This window comes from Mangrovivirga halotolerans (assembly GCF_026241165.1).
Taxonomy (GTDB): domain Bacteria; phylum Bacteroidota; class Bacteroidia; order Cytophagales; family Cyclobacteriaceae; genus Mangrovivirga; species Mangrovivirga halotolerans.
On the sequence record NZ_JAPFQN010000005.1, the window covers coordinates 471,728 to 486,943 of the forward strand.

The 15,216-nt window shown below is 34.3% G+C and carries 10 protein-coding genes; 6 read left to right on the plus strand and 4 right to left on the minus strand.

Annotation, left to right across the window (positions count from 1 at the left end; genetic code table 11):
* Nucleotides 1-5: 5 nt before the first annotated feature.
* The gene (locus OO013_RS09875) at nt 6-3,941 is read right to left on the minus strand and encodes a cache domain-containing protein (RefSeq protein WP_266056640.1); all 3,936 of its coding nucleotides are present in this window, start codon (nt 3,939-3,941) and stop codon (nt 6-8) included.
* Between the two features lie 344 nt (nt 3,942-4,285).
* Here OO013_RS09875 and OO013_RS09880 point away from each other — a divergent pair, with 344 nt between their 5' ends.
* The gene (locus OO013_RS09880) at nt 4,286-4,882 is read left to right on the plus strand and encodes a hypothetical protein (protein ID WP_266056641.1); all 597 of its coding nucleotides are present in this window, start codon (nt 4,286-4,288) and stop codon (nt 4,880-4,882) included.
* 114 nt (nt 4,883-4,996) lie between these two features.
* On the opposite strand, the gene OO013_RS09885 is transcribed toward OO013_RS09880, so the two are convergent.
* Nucleotides 4,997-5,677 (minus strand): aspartate/glutamate racemase family protein, encoded by a 681-nt coding sequence (locus tag OO013_RS09885; RefSeq protein ID WP_266056642.1) that lies wholly within the window; start codon nt 5,675-5,677, stop codon nt 4,997-4,999.
* 87 nt (nt 5,678-5,764) lie between these two features.
* On the opposite strand from OO013_RS09885, the gene OO013_RS09890 reads away from it, so the two are divergent.
* The 5 genes from OO013_RS09890 to OO013_RS09910 all read left to right on the plus strand — a co-directional run bounded on the left by OO013_RS09890 (nt 5,765) and on the right by OO013_RS09910 (nt 13,077).
* Nucleotides 5,765-6,166 (plus strand): Fur family transcriptional regulator, encoded by a 402-nt coding sequence (locus OO013_RS09890; RefSeq protein ID WP_266056643.1) that lies wholly within the window; start codon nt 5,765-5,767, stop codon nt 6,164-6,166.
* A gap of 42 nt (nt 6,167-6,208) precedes the next feature.
* Nucleotides 6,209-6,514, plus strand: coding sequence for a DUF6660 family protein (locus tag OO013_RS09895; protein ID WP_369414886.1), 306 nt, complete (start codon nt 6,209-6,211; stop codon nt 6,512-6,514).
* An 81-nt stretch (nt 6,515-6,595) separates the two neighbouring features.
* Nucleotides 6,596-10,927, plus strand: a complete 4,332-nt coding sequence (locus tag OO013_RS09900; RefSeq protein WP_266056645.1) for a CusA/CzcA family heavy metal efflux RND transporter — start codon at nt 6,596-6,598, stop codon at nt 10,925-10,927.
* A 16-nt stretch (nt 10,928-10,943) separates the two neighbouring features.
* Complete coding sequence (locus OO013_RS09905; RefSeq protein ID WP_266056646.1) at nt 10,944-12,116, plus strand: efflux RND transporter periplasmic adaptor subunit; 1,173 nt, start codon at nt 10,944-10,946, stop codon at nt 12,114-12,116.
* A 70-nt stretch (nt 12,117-12,186) separates the two neighbouring features.
* Entirely contained in the window at nt 12,187-13,077 is an 891-nt protein-coding gene (locus tag OO013_RS09910; protein WP_266056647.1) for a cation diffusion facilitator family transporter, read from the plus strand.
* Between the two features lie 49 nt (nt 13,078-13,126).
* Here OO013_RS09910 and OO013_RS09915 read toward each other — a convergent pair whose 3' ends face one another.
* Entirely contained in the window at nt 13,127-13,981 is an 855-nt protein-coding gene (locus OO013_RS09915) for a dienelactone hydrolase family protein (RefSeq protein ID WP_266056648.1), read from the minus strand.
* An 83-nt stretch (nt 13,982-14,064) separates the two neighbouring features.
* Nucleotides 14,065-15,108: an App1 family protein phosphatidate phosphatase gene (locus OO013_RS09920; RefSeq protein ID WP_266056649.1), complete on the minus strand. Its 1,044-nt coding sequence runs from the start codon at nt 15,106-15,108 to the stop codon at nt 14,065-14,067.
* Nucleotides 15,109-15,216: the final 108 nt, after the last annotated feature.

Below are 15,216 nucleotides of genomic sequence, written 5' to 3' on the forward strand. Positions count from 1 at the left end.
AGTTATTATCCATTGGGTTTCCCAAAGGTAAATATCCCTCCTATCCTTAAAATCAAAGTAAATACAGCAGCTAATGATCCGATCAATGCATTGATGTCATTGAGAAAACTAACCTCTCCAAAGCTTATGAAAACTATTAAACTGATTACAACCAGAAATAATACAGTTGAAGTAGTACTCCACAATCCTCCTTTACGTTTTTCCAGCTCTCTTGCAAGGGCTTCATCGCTATCTACCTTAGATAAAACAAAGTTTGTAAAGCTTTCATTCATTAATCTGAGTGAATGATCATAAACTAAAACTCCTTTATGCAAGAGATCTATTATTCCATCCACGTTATTTGTATTGACAAATTTGTCTTTTGCTATATCATAGACGGTGTATCGTTCTTCCTTAGTGAGTGAATTCCAAATAGAAAAATAGTACGGATAGGCTATCTCCTGGATTAACAATATTTGATGTTCGGGAGAAATATCATTGTTCAAAGGACCTTTTTTAAAAGCTTCATTTATTTTAAACAAATATCTACCATGATCGAGTTCAGCCTTTAATAATTTGTTGTTTGATTCAAATTGTGAATTATACTCAAAAGGAATTGTCAACCGGTAAAATCCTCCAAGAAGATGCAGCCACATTTTATAATCAATTTTATAACGGGCTATTTCATTTCGCTTCTCAATAAATGCATCATCTCCTTTCTTGATCGAACCTTCTAATCTTCTAATCGACCCCTCATAAAAGTCATATATCTTAGCAGGACTAATTTCAGAAGATATAATAACACGGATGTTAGGGTTATCGACAAGCCTTTCCAAAATTCGCAATTTGATTTTGTTAAATTCCAAATCATTATATCCAAACTCAAAATGCTCTATGAAAATCATAATCCAATTGTCCTGATCCCCTGTTTTTTCATCTAGAGTTAACTCAAGGCTTTTTGTTCTTTTCGCATCTTCTTTAAAGAATAATGATAAAGATTCAGCATTAAGTTTTAGGGTTAAAGGATCGAGATTTAAATTTTTCAATTCCAGAAAATCAAGGCAATAGAATTCATCATTCTTCCAACTTTTAAAATTATTTCTAATTTCAAAAATATGTGAAGCATTGACTCCAGTTAGCATGGTATTATTAAATGAATTGGGACCAGGTGTGTTTTGATTAAATAATACCTTCAATCTTTCTGCTACATATCCTAATTTTTGCCTGGGCACCAGGTTATCAGCATAATTCTTAAAATCCAGGCCGAATATTTTCAAGCAGGCAAAATGATTAAGGTTATGTATAAAAAATACTATAATTATAATACCACTAATTATTATTAAAGCACTATTTCCAAAGCTAGATATAAACCCCGAAAATGTAATTCCTTTCACGTCTGATTTGGAACTTGAAACAATACTGTTTTTCCCGGTAAAAGCAGTGGTAACAGAAGAGTATTCATTAAACTTTATTCGTATAATTTTATAAAGCTGATTGAATATATTACTAAAATGAGGTTGAAATAAATCTGAAGTATTTTGATTTACCCAAGATGAATCCTGATTTTTATAATCCAACCTGTTAACTTTCATATTTTCAATAAAAACATCAACATCACGAAGAGTGGTTTCTCCTATTTTATCCGGATCATTTAATTCATATTGAGATATCTTTTTATCATCCCAACTAGCCTTTCTCTTTTCATACTTGTGATTTGAAAATTGTTTTTGAATTAATATCTCCTTACTTTGAAATACTGAATAAAAAGAAAGAGTTGGGATAATAGAAATAATCAGCATACATGTAGTTAAAAACAGATAATACAACTTAAAACTATATTTCTGCTTTATATTTATCTGCCTTTTCTTATATGCTCGCGACCTGATAGTTAATATGAACGCTATTAGAAAAAATAAAGAAAGTATCACATCGAAAGAAATCAATTTAACACCACTTTCAAATTCAATTGATCGGTATATATTTATTTTTGTTACAAGCCAAATCAATATGAATAAGGCCATTACTTTATAATAAATATGCCTATAGGTCTTATTTGAAATATTCAAATTCTTTTGATAAGGCATCTGAGGAGATAAAATAAAATAATGAGTTAAAACTGTTAATAGATTGATAAATAAAATATTATATAACAGTAATGCCGCTTCAGGCACCAGTAACCAGAAACAAATCATAAATACTAAAGAAATCAAGTTTATAATTATCAGAAAAATAAAATTTCTTCTAAAAGCTACGGGATCACTGATAAACGGCCTTAACCAGTTAAACAGAAAGAATTGTTGTTTAAGTCTTAATGAATTTCTAGTAAAGAAATTAATAAGCACATATATTAAGTATATCAATACAAAATACCCTAAAAGTGAAATAAAAGTGACAGCTAATGCAATTGTATTGGGTGTATTAACATTATCTCGGCTTACAAATGTTGCCAGGTATAAATTTTGAAAATTTTCAAGAGGCTGAACGTAAATAAAATATTCACTTCTATGATACGGTACTATTAAAAACTGCTCATCTGAACTTGCTATATAACTGGTAAGTTGATTATCTGTCTCTAATAAAAAGTTTTCATTTAAATTTCTTGATATCTCTGAATGTAATATTGTTTTACCAGTAGAGTTAAAAATGCAGAATCCATACCCCTCTCTCAAAACGGGTTCCATAACAGTAGCTGAAGAAAAACTGGTTGCCATTACTGGTAACGTGTCATTAACAGTTTTAGCTCCCATCCCAATTTCATAATTACCATCGGTAACAGATCTTATAGATTCTATATATGCTGGAATTTTTCCTCCTGAATATTTAATACCCTTACCGGTGATTGGTCCGGTAACATATTTTCGGTGACTCAGGTTTGGAATCTTTTTGGGATCTTTTTCAAATGTGATCAGCTTTAATAAATTACCCTTTGAATCTGCCCAGAATATGGAATTAAAATAATTAAAATTATCATTAAGGATTGGATTTGCAGGTGATGTTTTATAGTGATGTTGTTCTTCTTTTATATCAAATTCAGTAGAATATTTGAGTTCTTCAATTTTGTCTAATTTGATCATCTGATCAATTGCTACATCTAGTTCATTTTTAAAGCTTTTAGCAATGGCAGAATTCAAATTCTTGAGATCATCTTTAACATGACTTCTGATTTCATAGAAATTATTTATAAAAAAGATCAACATGATTACGAGAATAGAAGATCCTACTACCAAAGAGATACCGGTCATAGAAACATCTCGTATATATAACCTTTCAAAGGTGCTCATTACTTTAAGTTTGATCAATGGTAATCCGATCAAAATAAATACAGTAATAATAATTGACAAAGACAGAAAAAAAACAGAAACCTGTCTTTTCATATCATTCATTCTTTCCTGGCTAATAAATCCTGTGAGAATTACTTCGGTTTTGCTCTCTTTTCGCAATGATGTATTAAAGGTAAGAAATTCAGATATTCCCAGATTAATAGGAAAGACCTCTTTTAATTGTGATTTTTGAGTAATAGTATCTCCAAAAGACAAAATACTCCCCCCTTTTCTATTTGTGTAAATAACTTCCAACGCACCATCTTTAAAATGTGAAATTGCGATAAAGTCAAAAACATCTTTACGTTCTATTAGGTCATTTTTAAATAAATCCGGGTAACTAAACTCTTTATATAAGCTATCACCAGGCACAAACACTTTTAAACTTTCAGCATTAAAATCTACCGCTATGGAATCGAAACTAACTCCACCACCCTTATCTACTATTTTTGTTTCAACCTGTCTCTTAACACCCTCTAATACCTGATCTATATTATCAGTCATTTGTGTTAGTACCCTGTAATTATCTTCGATAATCTCTTTTTCCTTGTTTTTTACATACACAAGGAAATAAAACATAAATGCAAGTATGATTAATACGAGTGTTGATAATACAATCCAGCCTTTATTAGAGATTCGCATTTATTAAGATTATCCTTTGATATACAACTAAATATTGAAATCAGAAAAATTAATTTGACTCGATAAATATTAATTAAAATACAAAAAAATATCTCAACATCTAACGGATACGAATATATATTTAACAGAGGGATTAATAATATTTTAATTGTAATATTATTAATCCCACTATTTATAAAAAGCAAAAATTGATAGATTGAAAATGCTTTAAATATTAATAAATTGTATTAAACAATGATTAAGGAATAATAACACTGAAATTAAATGATCAATTTTTAATTAAAATTTTTGATTTTTAATACGAATATTCTTATTTGCGCCGAAATACAAACTTTTTAAACACAATGAAAATTTTAAGAGCATTTTTATTTTTTACAGCATTCCTAGTTAGTTTATCAGCATATGGACAAAAAATCAAAGTAGATGGTGACTTGGATAAGCTAACAGAGTATTCTCAAATCAAGATTGAATACTATTATGAGGATATGAGTGTTGGTAAGTTCGATAATGAAGAAGAGTATATCGAAGAAAAGGTGACCAAATACAATGAAGATGAGCCAGGAAAAGGTGACGAATGGAAAGAAAACTGGTATAATGACAGAGCAGAGAGATATCATCCTAAATTCTTAGAACTTATTAACAAGTATCTTGAAAAATCAGATGTTTCTGCAGACCATAAAGGAGAAGCACCTGTTACTATGAAAGTATATACAACTTTCACTGAACCAGGTTGGAATGTTGGTGTAATGAGAAAATCTGCAATGATCGATCTACGCATTGAATTTTATGCTAACAACGAATTGATTGCTGAGATGGAAGTTTTAAAAGCACCTGGTGCAGGAGCAATGGGATATGACTTCGATGCTGGATTGAGAATTTCTGAAGCATACGCAAAAGCAGGAAAAGAAGTTGGTAAATACCTAACAAAGAAAGTTTGGTAATCAACCGGACAAAAAATCTTTAAAAAACCCGAGCTAATCGGGTTTTTTTTATGTTTAATCCTTTAAAAAAAGTACAATTTTACCTTTCATAAAAGCTCCCAATTATGATTTGCTTTAACTTAATATAAAATCTATTGCCATCTTTATATGCAAATCAGTCGATGAAATCGTTATCAAGTCATCAACTTCCTGATTTATTAATATTGGCAATTCAGTACAGCCCAGTATTATCCCATTGGCTCCATTTTCCTTTAATGTCAACATTTGATTATTATAAAACGTTCTTGCCTCATCTGAAAAAACACCCTGCGTAAGCTCCTTTGATACATAATAGTGACTTTTTTCAAGTGAATGACCATTGGGAATAATTACATTTATATCAAAATTCTTTTTTAAATAACCGGATATGAAATCTCCTGTCATAGTAGGTTTATTACCTAATAGACCTAAAGTTTTTAAACCTCTTTTCTTAGCCTCTTTACCAATCGCATCACCAATATGTAAAATTGGTATATCAATTTTCGGTTGAACGTAATCATATACCAGATGTGGGGTGTTAGCACAGATAATAATTCCTTCAGCACCCATTTCCTGTAATTTATAAGCTACATCGAGATATTTGGCACGAATCTTATCTTTATCCATTTCCCTCATTAATTCAATATTGATACTATATAAGATAAGCTCGGGATTTGCCTGATGACCTATTATTTCCCCTACCCCTTTATTAATTTCACGATAATAAACAATTGTTGAATGCCAGGAAGTGCCGCCGATCAATCCGAGTTTTTTCATAGCATTAAGATAATCTCTTTATTAATCATTTTAGGTGACCTAAATCACAAAATAATAAAAGCAATAAATTAATTTTGTGTCTTAATTATGTTCGAAAATCGATTAAAAAAGCGAAATATCAGACCCACAGCCATGAGGCTAATAGTTCTTAAAGAATTATATGAAAGTGAAGTGGCGATGAGTCTTTCAGAATTGGAACTTAAACTGGAAAATTCAGATAAAGCGACACTATATCGTACCCTTAAAAAATTTGAGGAAAACCAGCTAATTCATAGTATAGACGATGGCAGTGGATCTATAAAATATGCCCTTTGTGATGAAGGTTGTACCTGTGATTCAAAAGATCAGCATGTGCATTTCCATTGCGAAAAATGTCTTAGTACATATTGCATTACAAATATCGGAATACCTCAGCTCACCCTACCCAAAGGATTTATCTCCAATTCGGCTAACCTGGTCTTTAAAGGCATATGTTTATCATGTTCCTGATTTTGCAATCTGGTTGCATTAAATTTTTTGTACCTTTAAGAAGTGAAACTGATCGCCTACATATTAACTATAATAATGATATCGATTTCATTCATTCCCTGCAATGATCAACATGATTCGCATCAGGATGAGGAAATCGTAGTTAATTCTAATGATCATGACCATGCTGAAGACAGTGAAAACTGCTCACCCTTATGTGTATGTAATTGCTGTCATACCAATCTGGTTTTTAACGGATTTAATTTTATTGCAGAGGCAACTGCGTATAATTCTTCAGGAAATTCAATATATGTAACTTCGATTATTGAAGGATATAAAGGCCTCCCCCTTCAACCTCCAAGATCATAGTATCCTTTCCAGTTTATTTCTTTTTTAATCGTTATTTAACGTTTAATTAATTCACATTTTTCAATTCTAATGAAATGATATATGATTAATAAGATCATCTCATTCTCAATCAATAATAAGTTAATTATTGGTTTATTGACATTGGGAATGATAGTTGCCGGCGTTTGGAGCATGACAAAGGTGCCAGTGGATGCGGTACCGGATATTACCAATAACCAGGTACAAATCATTACCCGTTCTCCAAATCTTGGCACTGAGGATATAGAACAGTTTGTTACCTATCCTATCGAAATTGAAATGGCCAATATACCAGGCGTTAAAGAAATCAGATCAGTTTCAAGGTTTGGTTTATCACTCGTAACATTGGTATTTGATGATGACCTTGGAACCTATCTGCCCCGTCAGTTAGTGGGTGAAAAACTCGACGCTGTTAAGAAAAATATACCAGAAGGTTTTGGGAATCCGTATATGGGGCCGATTTCAACCGGTTTGAGTGAAATCTATCAATATACTTTAGATGTAGAACCTGAATACAAAGATGATTACTCTATCACGGAATTAAGGACTATCCAGGACTGGATCATTAAAAGACAAATGGCCATGGTTCCTGGTGTTGTCGAAGTCAATGGTTTTGGTGGAAAAATCAAGCAATACGAGGTAGCCATAGATCCTGACGAACTCAATGCTATGGGTATATCAATTGTAGACGTATATAAGGCCTTACAGAAAAACAATCAAAACACAGGTGGTGCCTATATTGAAAAAAATCATATGGCTAATTTTATTCGGGGTGAAGGATTGATCAGAAGCCTTGAAGAAATACGCAGGATAGCTGTTACCACCAAAGATGATATACCAATAACTATTGGAGATATCAGCACAGTAAAATATGGTCATTCTATACGATATGGTGTGTTAACAAAAGATGGTCAGGGAGAGGCAGTTGGCGGAATGATCCTAATGTTAAAGGGAGCCAATTCAAATGAGGTAATCGATGCGGTTAAAGCCCGAATGAAAGAAATAGAAAAATCGTTACCTAAGGGAGTATCAATTGAACCATTTCTTGACAGAAGTGAATTAATTTCCAATACAACTTCTACTGTCAGTAGAAATCTGATTGAAGGAGCACTTATCGTGATCTTCGTGCTTGTCTTCCTACTGGGTAATTGGCGTGGTGGATTAATCGTTGCTTCAACCATTCCTTTATCATTACTCTTTGCGTTCATTTTGATGAATATTTTTGACGTCTGGGCTAACCTGATGAGCCTGGGAGCAATAGACTTTGGTATTATCGTCGACGGTGCAGTAATTATTGTAGAAGGAACAGTATTCATCTTTCATGACAAGTTATTTAAAACGAAATACTTAAATCAAAAAGAGAGAGATGAAGTAGCCTACCGGGCCTCTAGTAAAATGATGAATGCGGCATTTTTTGGTCAATTAATCATTCTTATAGTCTTTATTCCAATTTTAGCTCTGGAAGGTGTTGAGGGTAAAATGTTCAAGCCCATGGCATTAACTTTTATGTTTGCCATGATGGGTGTAATGATTTTGTGCCTGACCTATGTACCGATGATGTCTGCATTGGTATTGCGAATTAAAGATCAGAAAAAGGTTTCTTATGGCGATCGCATAATACAATCCATAGAAAATTTTTATGAGTCAACACTTCAAAAAACCATCAAACATTCTCTGGTACTAATCGGAATCTCTGTTCTTCTATTGGTAAGTGCTATTCTAACGTTCACCAGAATGGGTGGTGAGTTTATCCCTCAATTGGATGAAGGAGATATCGCATTCCACATAATATTGAGACCGGGAAGCTCTCTGGATGAATCAGTAAAAACTTCCACTCAAATAGAGAATATTTTACTCGAAAATTTCCCTGAAATTGAACATGCTATTTCCCGGTTTGGTGTGGCTGATGTTGCAACGGACCCGATGCCGATGGATATAGCCGATTGTTTTGTAATTCTTAAGCCTCAAAGTGAATGGGAATCAGCTGAATCAAAAGAAGAACTAATCAGCAAAATAAAAGAAAAAATCAGTGTTGTTCCCGGGATCAATTATGAGTTTACTCAACCGATAGAAATGAGATTCAATGAACTGATTACCGGGGTGAGAGAAGATATTGCGGTGAAACTTTTTGGTGAGGATCTGGGTGTTCTCGCCACGAAAGCAGAGGAAATGGGTCAGATTATATCTACCATCGATGGAGTTGGAGATATGCGCGTGGAAGCCACCAGCGGACTTCCGCAAATGACTGTTAATTATAACAGGTCAAAAATCGCTCAATATGGACTGAATATTGAAGAGGTAAACCAAACAATAAAATCAGCTTTTGCAGGTATTTCGGCAGGAGTTATTTTCGAAGGGGAAAGAAGATTTGATCTTGTTGTCAGACTAAGTGAAGAAAATAGAGAAAGTATTGATGACCTGAAAAATCTTTACATAAATCAACCCTCCGGATATCAGATTCCACTGCGTGAAGTAGCTTCAGTAAGTTATGAGCCAGGTCCGATGCAGATCAGTAGAGACAACACTAACCGCAGGGTATATGTTGGGATCAATGTACGTGGCCGGGATGTAAAATCATTGGTTGAAGAAATTCAAACTAAGCTCGATCAGCAATTAGACCTTCCGGCCGGTTATTATATCAGGTACGGCGGGGCATTTGAAAATCTGGAAAGAGCAACAAAGAGGCTTCGGCTGGTAGTACCAATGGCACTCGGACTCATTTTTCTATTAATCTATTTTGCTTTGGGATCAGTAAAACAAACCGCTATGATCTATTTATCAATTCCGATGGCTGCCATAGGTGGTGTATTTGCATTAGCACTTCGGGGAATGCCTTTTAGTATATCAGCTGGCATCGGATTTATTGTATTATTTGGCGTAGCTGTATTAAACGGCTTAGTTCTAATCAGTTCCTGGAATGATTTAAAAAATGATAAAGATATGAGTCTGGATAAACGAATTCTTGTCGGATCTAAGAGAAGGATCAGGCCTATTTTGCTAACTGCTCTGACAGATATTCTGGGTTTTTTACCAATGGCTTTATCTGCTTCTGCTGGTGCAGAAGTACAAAGGCCATTGGCAACAGTAGTGATCGGTGGAATGATCTCTGCTACTTTATTAACCTTACTGGTATTACCTGTTTTGTACAGATTCATTGAAACAGGAACACTAAAAAAAGGAAATATTTCAAAATCATCGTCACTTATATTGGTGTTTATAATCTCATCATTGCCATTGATAGCTCAGGAAGAGGATTCTATACAAACAATTTCGATTGAAGAAGCTGTTGAAAGAGCGAAAAGTAAATTTCCTCAAATACAAGCTTCCAGATTGGAAATAGAAAATCAGGAAGCCCTGAAAAAAACTGCCTGGGACTTAGGTAATACCCGCGTTTTCACAAATGGAGAAGAAATTGGTGATGAAGGTCAGGGAGTCTACACAATAGTGGGTATCCAAATTCAGAATATTAACTTACTTGGTGTCCCTTCAAAAACAAAATATCAGGAGGAACAGATAGCATTAGCTGCAGCTGCACTTGAATTAGATATGATTGAATTGGAACGTGAAGTAAAAACAGCCTATGGCCATCTGTTTGCAGCCGAAAAGAATCTTCAGCTATACAGAAACCTGGATTCTGTATTCTCAGATTTTGAAAGAGCTGCTAAGTTGAGGTATGAAAATGAAGCCACCTCACGTCTTGAATATTTAGCGGCTGTTAACCAGACTCAACAGATTAAAATTCAAAAGGATCAAATTTTATATGACTATAAAATAGCCCTGGCAAAATTCAATCTGTGGATGGCCAGTGATACATTATTTACTGTTGATGAAAATCTACCTGAAAAATTGGAAGCGAACATGTCAATCGGTGAAATTTCAGAGGATCATCCTGTCCTCAGATATAGCCAGCAAAAGAATAACCTTGCAGATCAAAAGATCAAAACGGCTAATTCTGAATATTTACCTGAATTAAACCTTCAATACGGTATTCAGGAAATAAATAACCAGTCTGGTTTCTACCAATATCAGATCGGTTTGTCAATCCCTTTGTTTTTTATTGAAAACAGTGGGCGGGTTCAGTCAGCCAAAATAGAAAAACTTAAAGCAGAACAACATCTGGCACATACCAGACTTAAGCTAAAAGCAGAATATCAAAGTTCCTTGAATGAATACTTAAAGTGGAAAAATTCATGGAATTACTATCAGGAGGAAGCCCTCGAACTTGCAAATGAACAGATTAATGGGGCGTCAATCGCTTACGAGCAAGGAGCCATAAATTACGTTACCTTCTTACAGAATGTTAAAGATGCCATGCAAATAGAAATCAATGCATGGAAATCTTTTTCCAATTATGTTAAAAGCAGGTATCAACTGGAATTCTTAATTAATCAATGATTCAAATTAGATGAAAATGTATTTAAATAGATCAATAATATTTATAACAGCGATTGTTGGCCTGATTTCGTGTAGTGACAAATCAGCTGTTTCCGAAGAAGAAGACCATCATGGACATGAAGAAAACTCAGTAGAAGTTGTCCATTTATCTGATCAGCAAGTGGAAGCGCTTGGAATGAAAACAGGAAAGCTTCCAATGATAAATATGTCAGACTATGTTGAATCGAATGGTCAATTAAAAGTACCACCTCAAAATGAAGCAAAGGTCACTGCGATTATCGGTGCTAATATTACCTCTATTGAGATAATTGAAGGAGATATAGTTAAGAAAGGAGAAATATTAGCGTGGCTAACTCACCCTGATCTGATTAAGGTACAGGCACAATATCTGGAAAAATGGAATCAGCTTCAATATTTGGAAGATGAATACAACAGGCAAAAAAACCTGTATGAAGAAAAAGTTGGTTCCGGAAGAGAATATCAGAAAATAAAGGCCGATTATAATTCGACTAATGCGTTAGTGAAAAGTTATGAAGCTCAAATGAAATTACTGGGACTAAACTTAAAACGTATTCAAAATGGTACCATTTATGAGAGAATTCCAGTTTATAGCCCAATTAAAGGTTCTATCCGAAGTGTAGAAGTGATGACCGGGCAATATGTATCTCCACAAGCAGTGATGTTTGAGATCGTCAATATTGATCATATCCATGCAGATTTAATGGTATTTGAAAAAGATGTCCATAAAGTTAAAATTGGGCAAAAAGTAATCTTCAATGTTGAAACCATACAGAGAGAATTAACTGCAAAAGTATATTCTGTGGGAAAAACATTTGAACAGGATCCAAAAGCCATTCATTTACATGCGGAAATAGAAAACAAAGAAGGTTTGCTAATTCCAGGAATGTATGTAAAAGGACGAATTTTGACCGGTGATGAGGAAACAACTGCCCTTCCCGAAGAGGCTATTGTGCGAAAAGGTAATAATCACATCGTGTTCATTGCAAGAAAAAGATCAGGTGAATGGGAGTATCAACCTGTTGAAGTCAAAACAGGAATTAAGAATAATGGATGGGTAGAAATAAAACCTTTGGAAACTATTCCTGATGATGCGGAATTCGCCTGGAACAATGCGTATTATTTACTTGCTGAGATGGACAAAGGTGAAGGAGGCGGACATCACCATTGATTTTTAAACTTATAAGAGTAGTAATTTAAATTATAAATTAAGTACTTTAAAAAAGTTGAATTTATAAGGCATGGGACACGGTCATGGTCATTCTCATACTCCAAAAAGCTTTGGAAAAGCCTTTGCGATAGGCATTGTATTAAATACCGTCTACGTAGGGGTTGAAGCTTTCTATGGATTAACAGTAAATTCTTCTGCATTGTTAGCTGATGCAGGTCATAATGCCTCAGATGTTTTTAGTTTGATACTTGCCTGGGCAGCTATTTGGGTGTCTGATAAAAAACCCTCCGGTAAATACACTTTTGGATTGCGTAAAACAACCATACTCGCCTCAATGTTCAATGGACTACTCATTATTGGAGCAGCAGGTTTTATTTTATATGATGCCATTCAGAAATTTAAATCTCCGGTTGAAATACCCGGGGATACCTTAATGATCGTTGCAGGAATCGGGTTAATTGTTAATAGCGGCACTGCCTTGCTCTTTATGAAAGGAAGAGATGACTTAAACATTAAAGGTGCTTTTCTCCATATGGCTGCAGATGCCGCAGTTACATTGGGAGTTTTAATAGGAGGACTCGTAATGAAGCATACCGGAGCATACTGGGTAGATCCTACTTTAAGTATAATCATAGTAGTGGTTATTTTCTACGGTGCCTGGGAGCTATTATCTGATTCGATTAAACTGGCTGTAGATGCTGTACCCGGAAATATTAATATTGAGGAAGTGCATAAAATGCTATCCGAACTAGACCATGTTGAAGAAGTCCATGATTTACACATATGGGCTATGAGTACCACAGAAACAGCTTTAACAGCTCATTTGGTTATTCCTGATGGCTGTAATGATGAATATATCTTTGAAATAAGGAATAAGCTCAAGGATGAATTTGGGATTGACCACACCACCATACAGATCGAAAATACATTTGCCGATGATGAATATCGGGAAAAAATATAAAAAAAGAGGACCACGAAATCCTCTTTTTCTCTTTTTATATTAAGTATTCTTAATTAAACGTTTCATTTAATAATTCCTGTAGTTCATCCCAAGATTGTTCATCAGCTTCAGCATTATACTCAAGAGGCAGTTCAAATTTCTGACCTAAAGAATCTGCGCCTTTGCTAGTAAAAGCGTGTTTAGCACCTTCATAGGCCACATACTTGTAATCAGCCTTAATTTCATCCATTGCTGATGTGAATGCGGCTACAGATTCCGGCGTCACAAATGGATCAGCTGCTCCATTACAAACTAAGACTTTTGCTGTTAAATCTTCATTGGGCATGATTGGAAGTTGAACTCCACTGTGAAATGCAGCAACAGCATCCAGGTCCATTCCTGCATTAGCCATTGTCAAAACCACACTCCCACCAAAACAATAACCAATTGCAGCTATTTTTGATGAATCAACTGAATGATGATCTTTTAACATGTCCATAGCAGCTTTAAAACGAGCTTGGGCAGCATCAATATTACTCATTACCATCCCCGAGAACTTTTGAGCATCTTCCGGGTGAGCTGCCTGCTTTCCATTTCCGTACATATCGATAGCCATTGCTGTATAACCTAAACCAGCTAACATATCAGCTCTTTCCCGAACATATTCATTATGGCCCCACCACTCGTGCACGATAATGATACCTGGTCTTTTATCTTCAATACTTTCGTTGTAAGCAATATACCCTACCATACTGGTCGTATCAGTTTCATAGGTTACTTCTTCTGTGGCGATCGACTCTGCCATATCTTCTGCAGCTTCTTCCGATGTTTCTTCAAAGCTTCCTGAATCGTCAGATTTCTGACCACAAGATGAAACAATTAATAAGAAGGCAAATATTAGAATTATTTGATTTGTCCTGATCATAAGTGTAAAATTGGTTTATATAATTATAATATTTTATGCTTGTTTATCAAAACCCAGACACCCTCTTTTTGTTTATCACTATTCTAGTAAATCCAACCGTTTTCCTTAGCATGATCGATTGCCATTTGAGAATTATCCATGAGAAGAAAAGGAACATCAACCTGCTTTGATAGTGACAAAACTTCATTTCTTCGTTCTTCGGTATGAACGTGCCTTATGTATATTGCCTTTATTCGGTCTGGATATTTTTTATAAATTTTAAAATAAATTTCCGGGTCGTGCTGACCACTGTCTCCAATTAGGATAAATTCTAACCTGGGATACATCTCAAATATCTTTTCAATATTTGAAACTTTGTACGGTTCTGAATCCTGACGTATCCATTGATCTTTATCAATTCCCAGATCTCTCAAAATAAATGGAGCTTTCGGAATATCATGATGGTTACAAAATGAAATTAGCATATCATACAAGTTGTATGAACTCCCTGAAACAAAAAATAGAGGGTTCTTATTGTGATGGATTAACTTGTGATATAACTCACTAACCCCTTCAAACGGAGTACGAGATGGGGCATCATTAGAAATCATTGTTATTATGCGCTTAATAGAATGCATGGCATCTGAAACTATTATCGTATCATCAACATCTGAAATTACACCAAAAGGGTTTTGCTGTTCACAGATCAATATTTCACCAGTAGCTGTACTATCATATTCCAGATCGAAAGGCATATCAGTAATTTCTAATTTAACCTCATGCCAGCCATTAACCAGTGAAGTAGATTCAAGATCATTAAATTCCATAAAAAAATAACCTTCATTATCACTGGTACAGTGAGCTTCATAACCATACAGTTCCCCCTTTAAGCTTACTCCAGGAATTTCGTCACTTTCATAACGCTTCCAGGTCTTTTTAAGATTTGTCCAGAAAGAGTCAGGAAGATCATTTTCTTCATGAATAATTGGTTCTTTCTCTAAGATTCTGCCATGAATTACTGCTCTGTTTTGATTTCCGTACCCTCTGTAAGGATAGATAATTACCTTGTCGAATAATCCGAACTTCTCTTTGACTTCGTATTGGATAAGGTCTATTTTGCTTTCGGTCTTTTTTATGATTTTTTTCAATATTCCCATTTAATCACTTATTCAAAATTTATTTAACTAAATAATAACCAATGTAGTGTAGATCGATAGAGTTATTATAATTAATATAAGTAAATTAATATATAATTT

What these genes read in the sequence shown, in the direction of transcription:
- OO013_RS09900 (WP_266056645.1), top strand. Translation starts at nt 6,596, where the DNA reads ATGATTAATAAGATCATCTCATTCTCAATCAATAATAAGTTAATTATT.
- OO013_RS09885 (WP_266056642.1), bottom strand. Translation starts at nt 5,677, where the DNA reads ATGAAAAAACTCGGATTGATCGGCGGCACTTCCTGGCATTCAACAATT.
- OO013_RS09880 (WP_266056641.1), top strand. Translation starts at nt 4,286, where the DNA reads ATGAAAATTTTAAGAGCATTTTTATTTTTTACAGCATTCCTAGTTAGT.
- OO013_RS09915 (WP_266056648.1), bottom strand. Translation starts at nt 13,981, where the DNA reads ATGATCAGGACAAATCAAATAATTCTAATATTTGCCTTCTTATTAATT.
- OO013_RS09910 (WP_266056647.1), top strand. Translation starts at nt 12,187, where the DNA reads ATGGGACACGGTCATGGTCATTCTCATACTCCAAAAAGCTTTGGAAAA.
- OO013_RS09890 (WP_266056643.1), top strand. Translation starts at nt 5,765, where the DNA reads ATGTTCGAAAATCGATTAAAAAAGCGAAATATCAGACCCACAGCCATG.
- OO013_RS09905 (WP_266056646.1), top strand. Translation starts at nt 10,944, where the DNA reads ATGTATTTAAATAGATCAATAATATTTATAACAGCGATTGTTGGCCTG.
- OO013_RS09875 (WP_266056640.1), bottom strand. Translation starts at nt 3,941, where the DNA reads ATGCGAATCTCTAATAAAGGCTGGATTGTATTATCAACACTCGTATTA.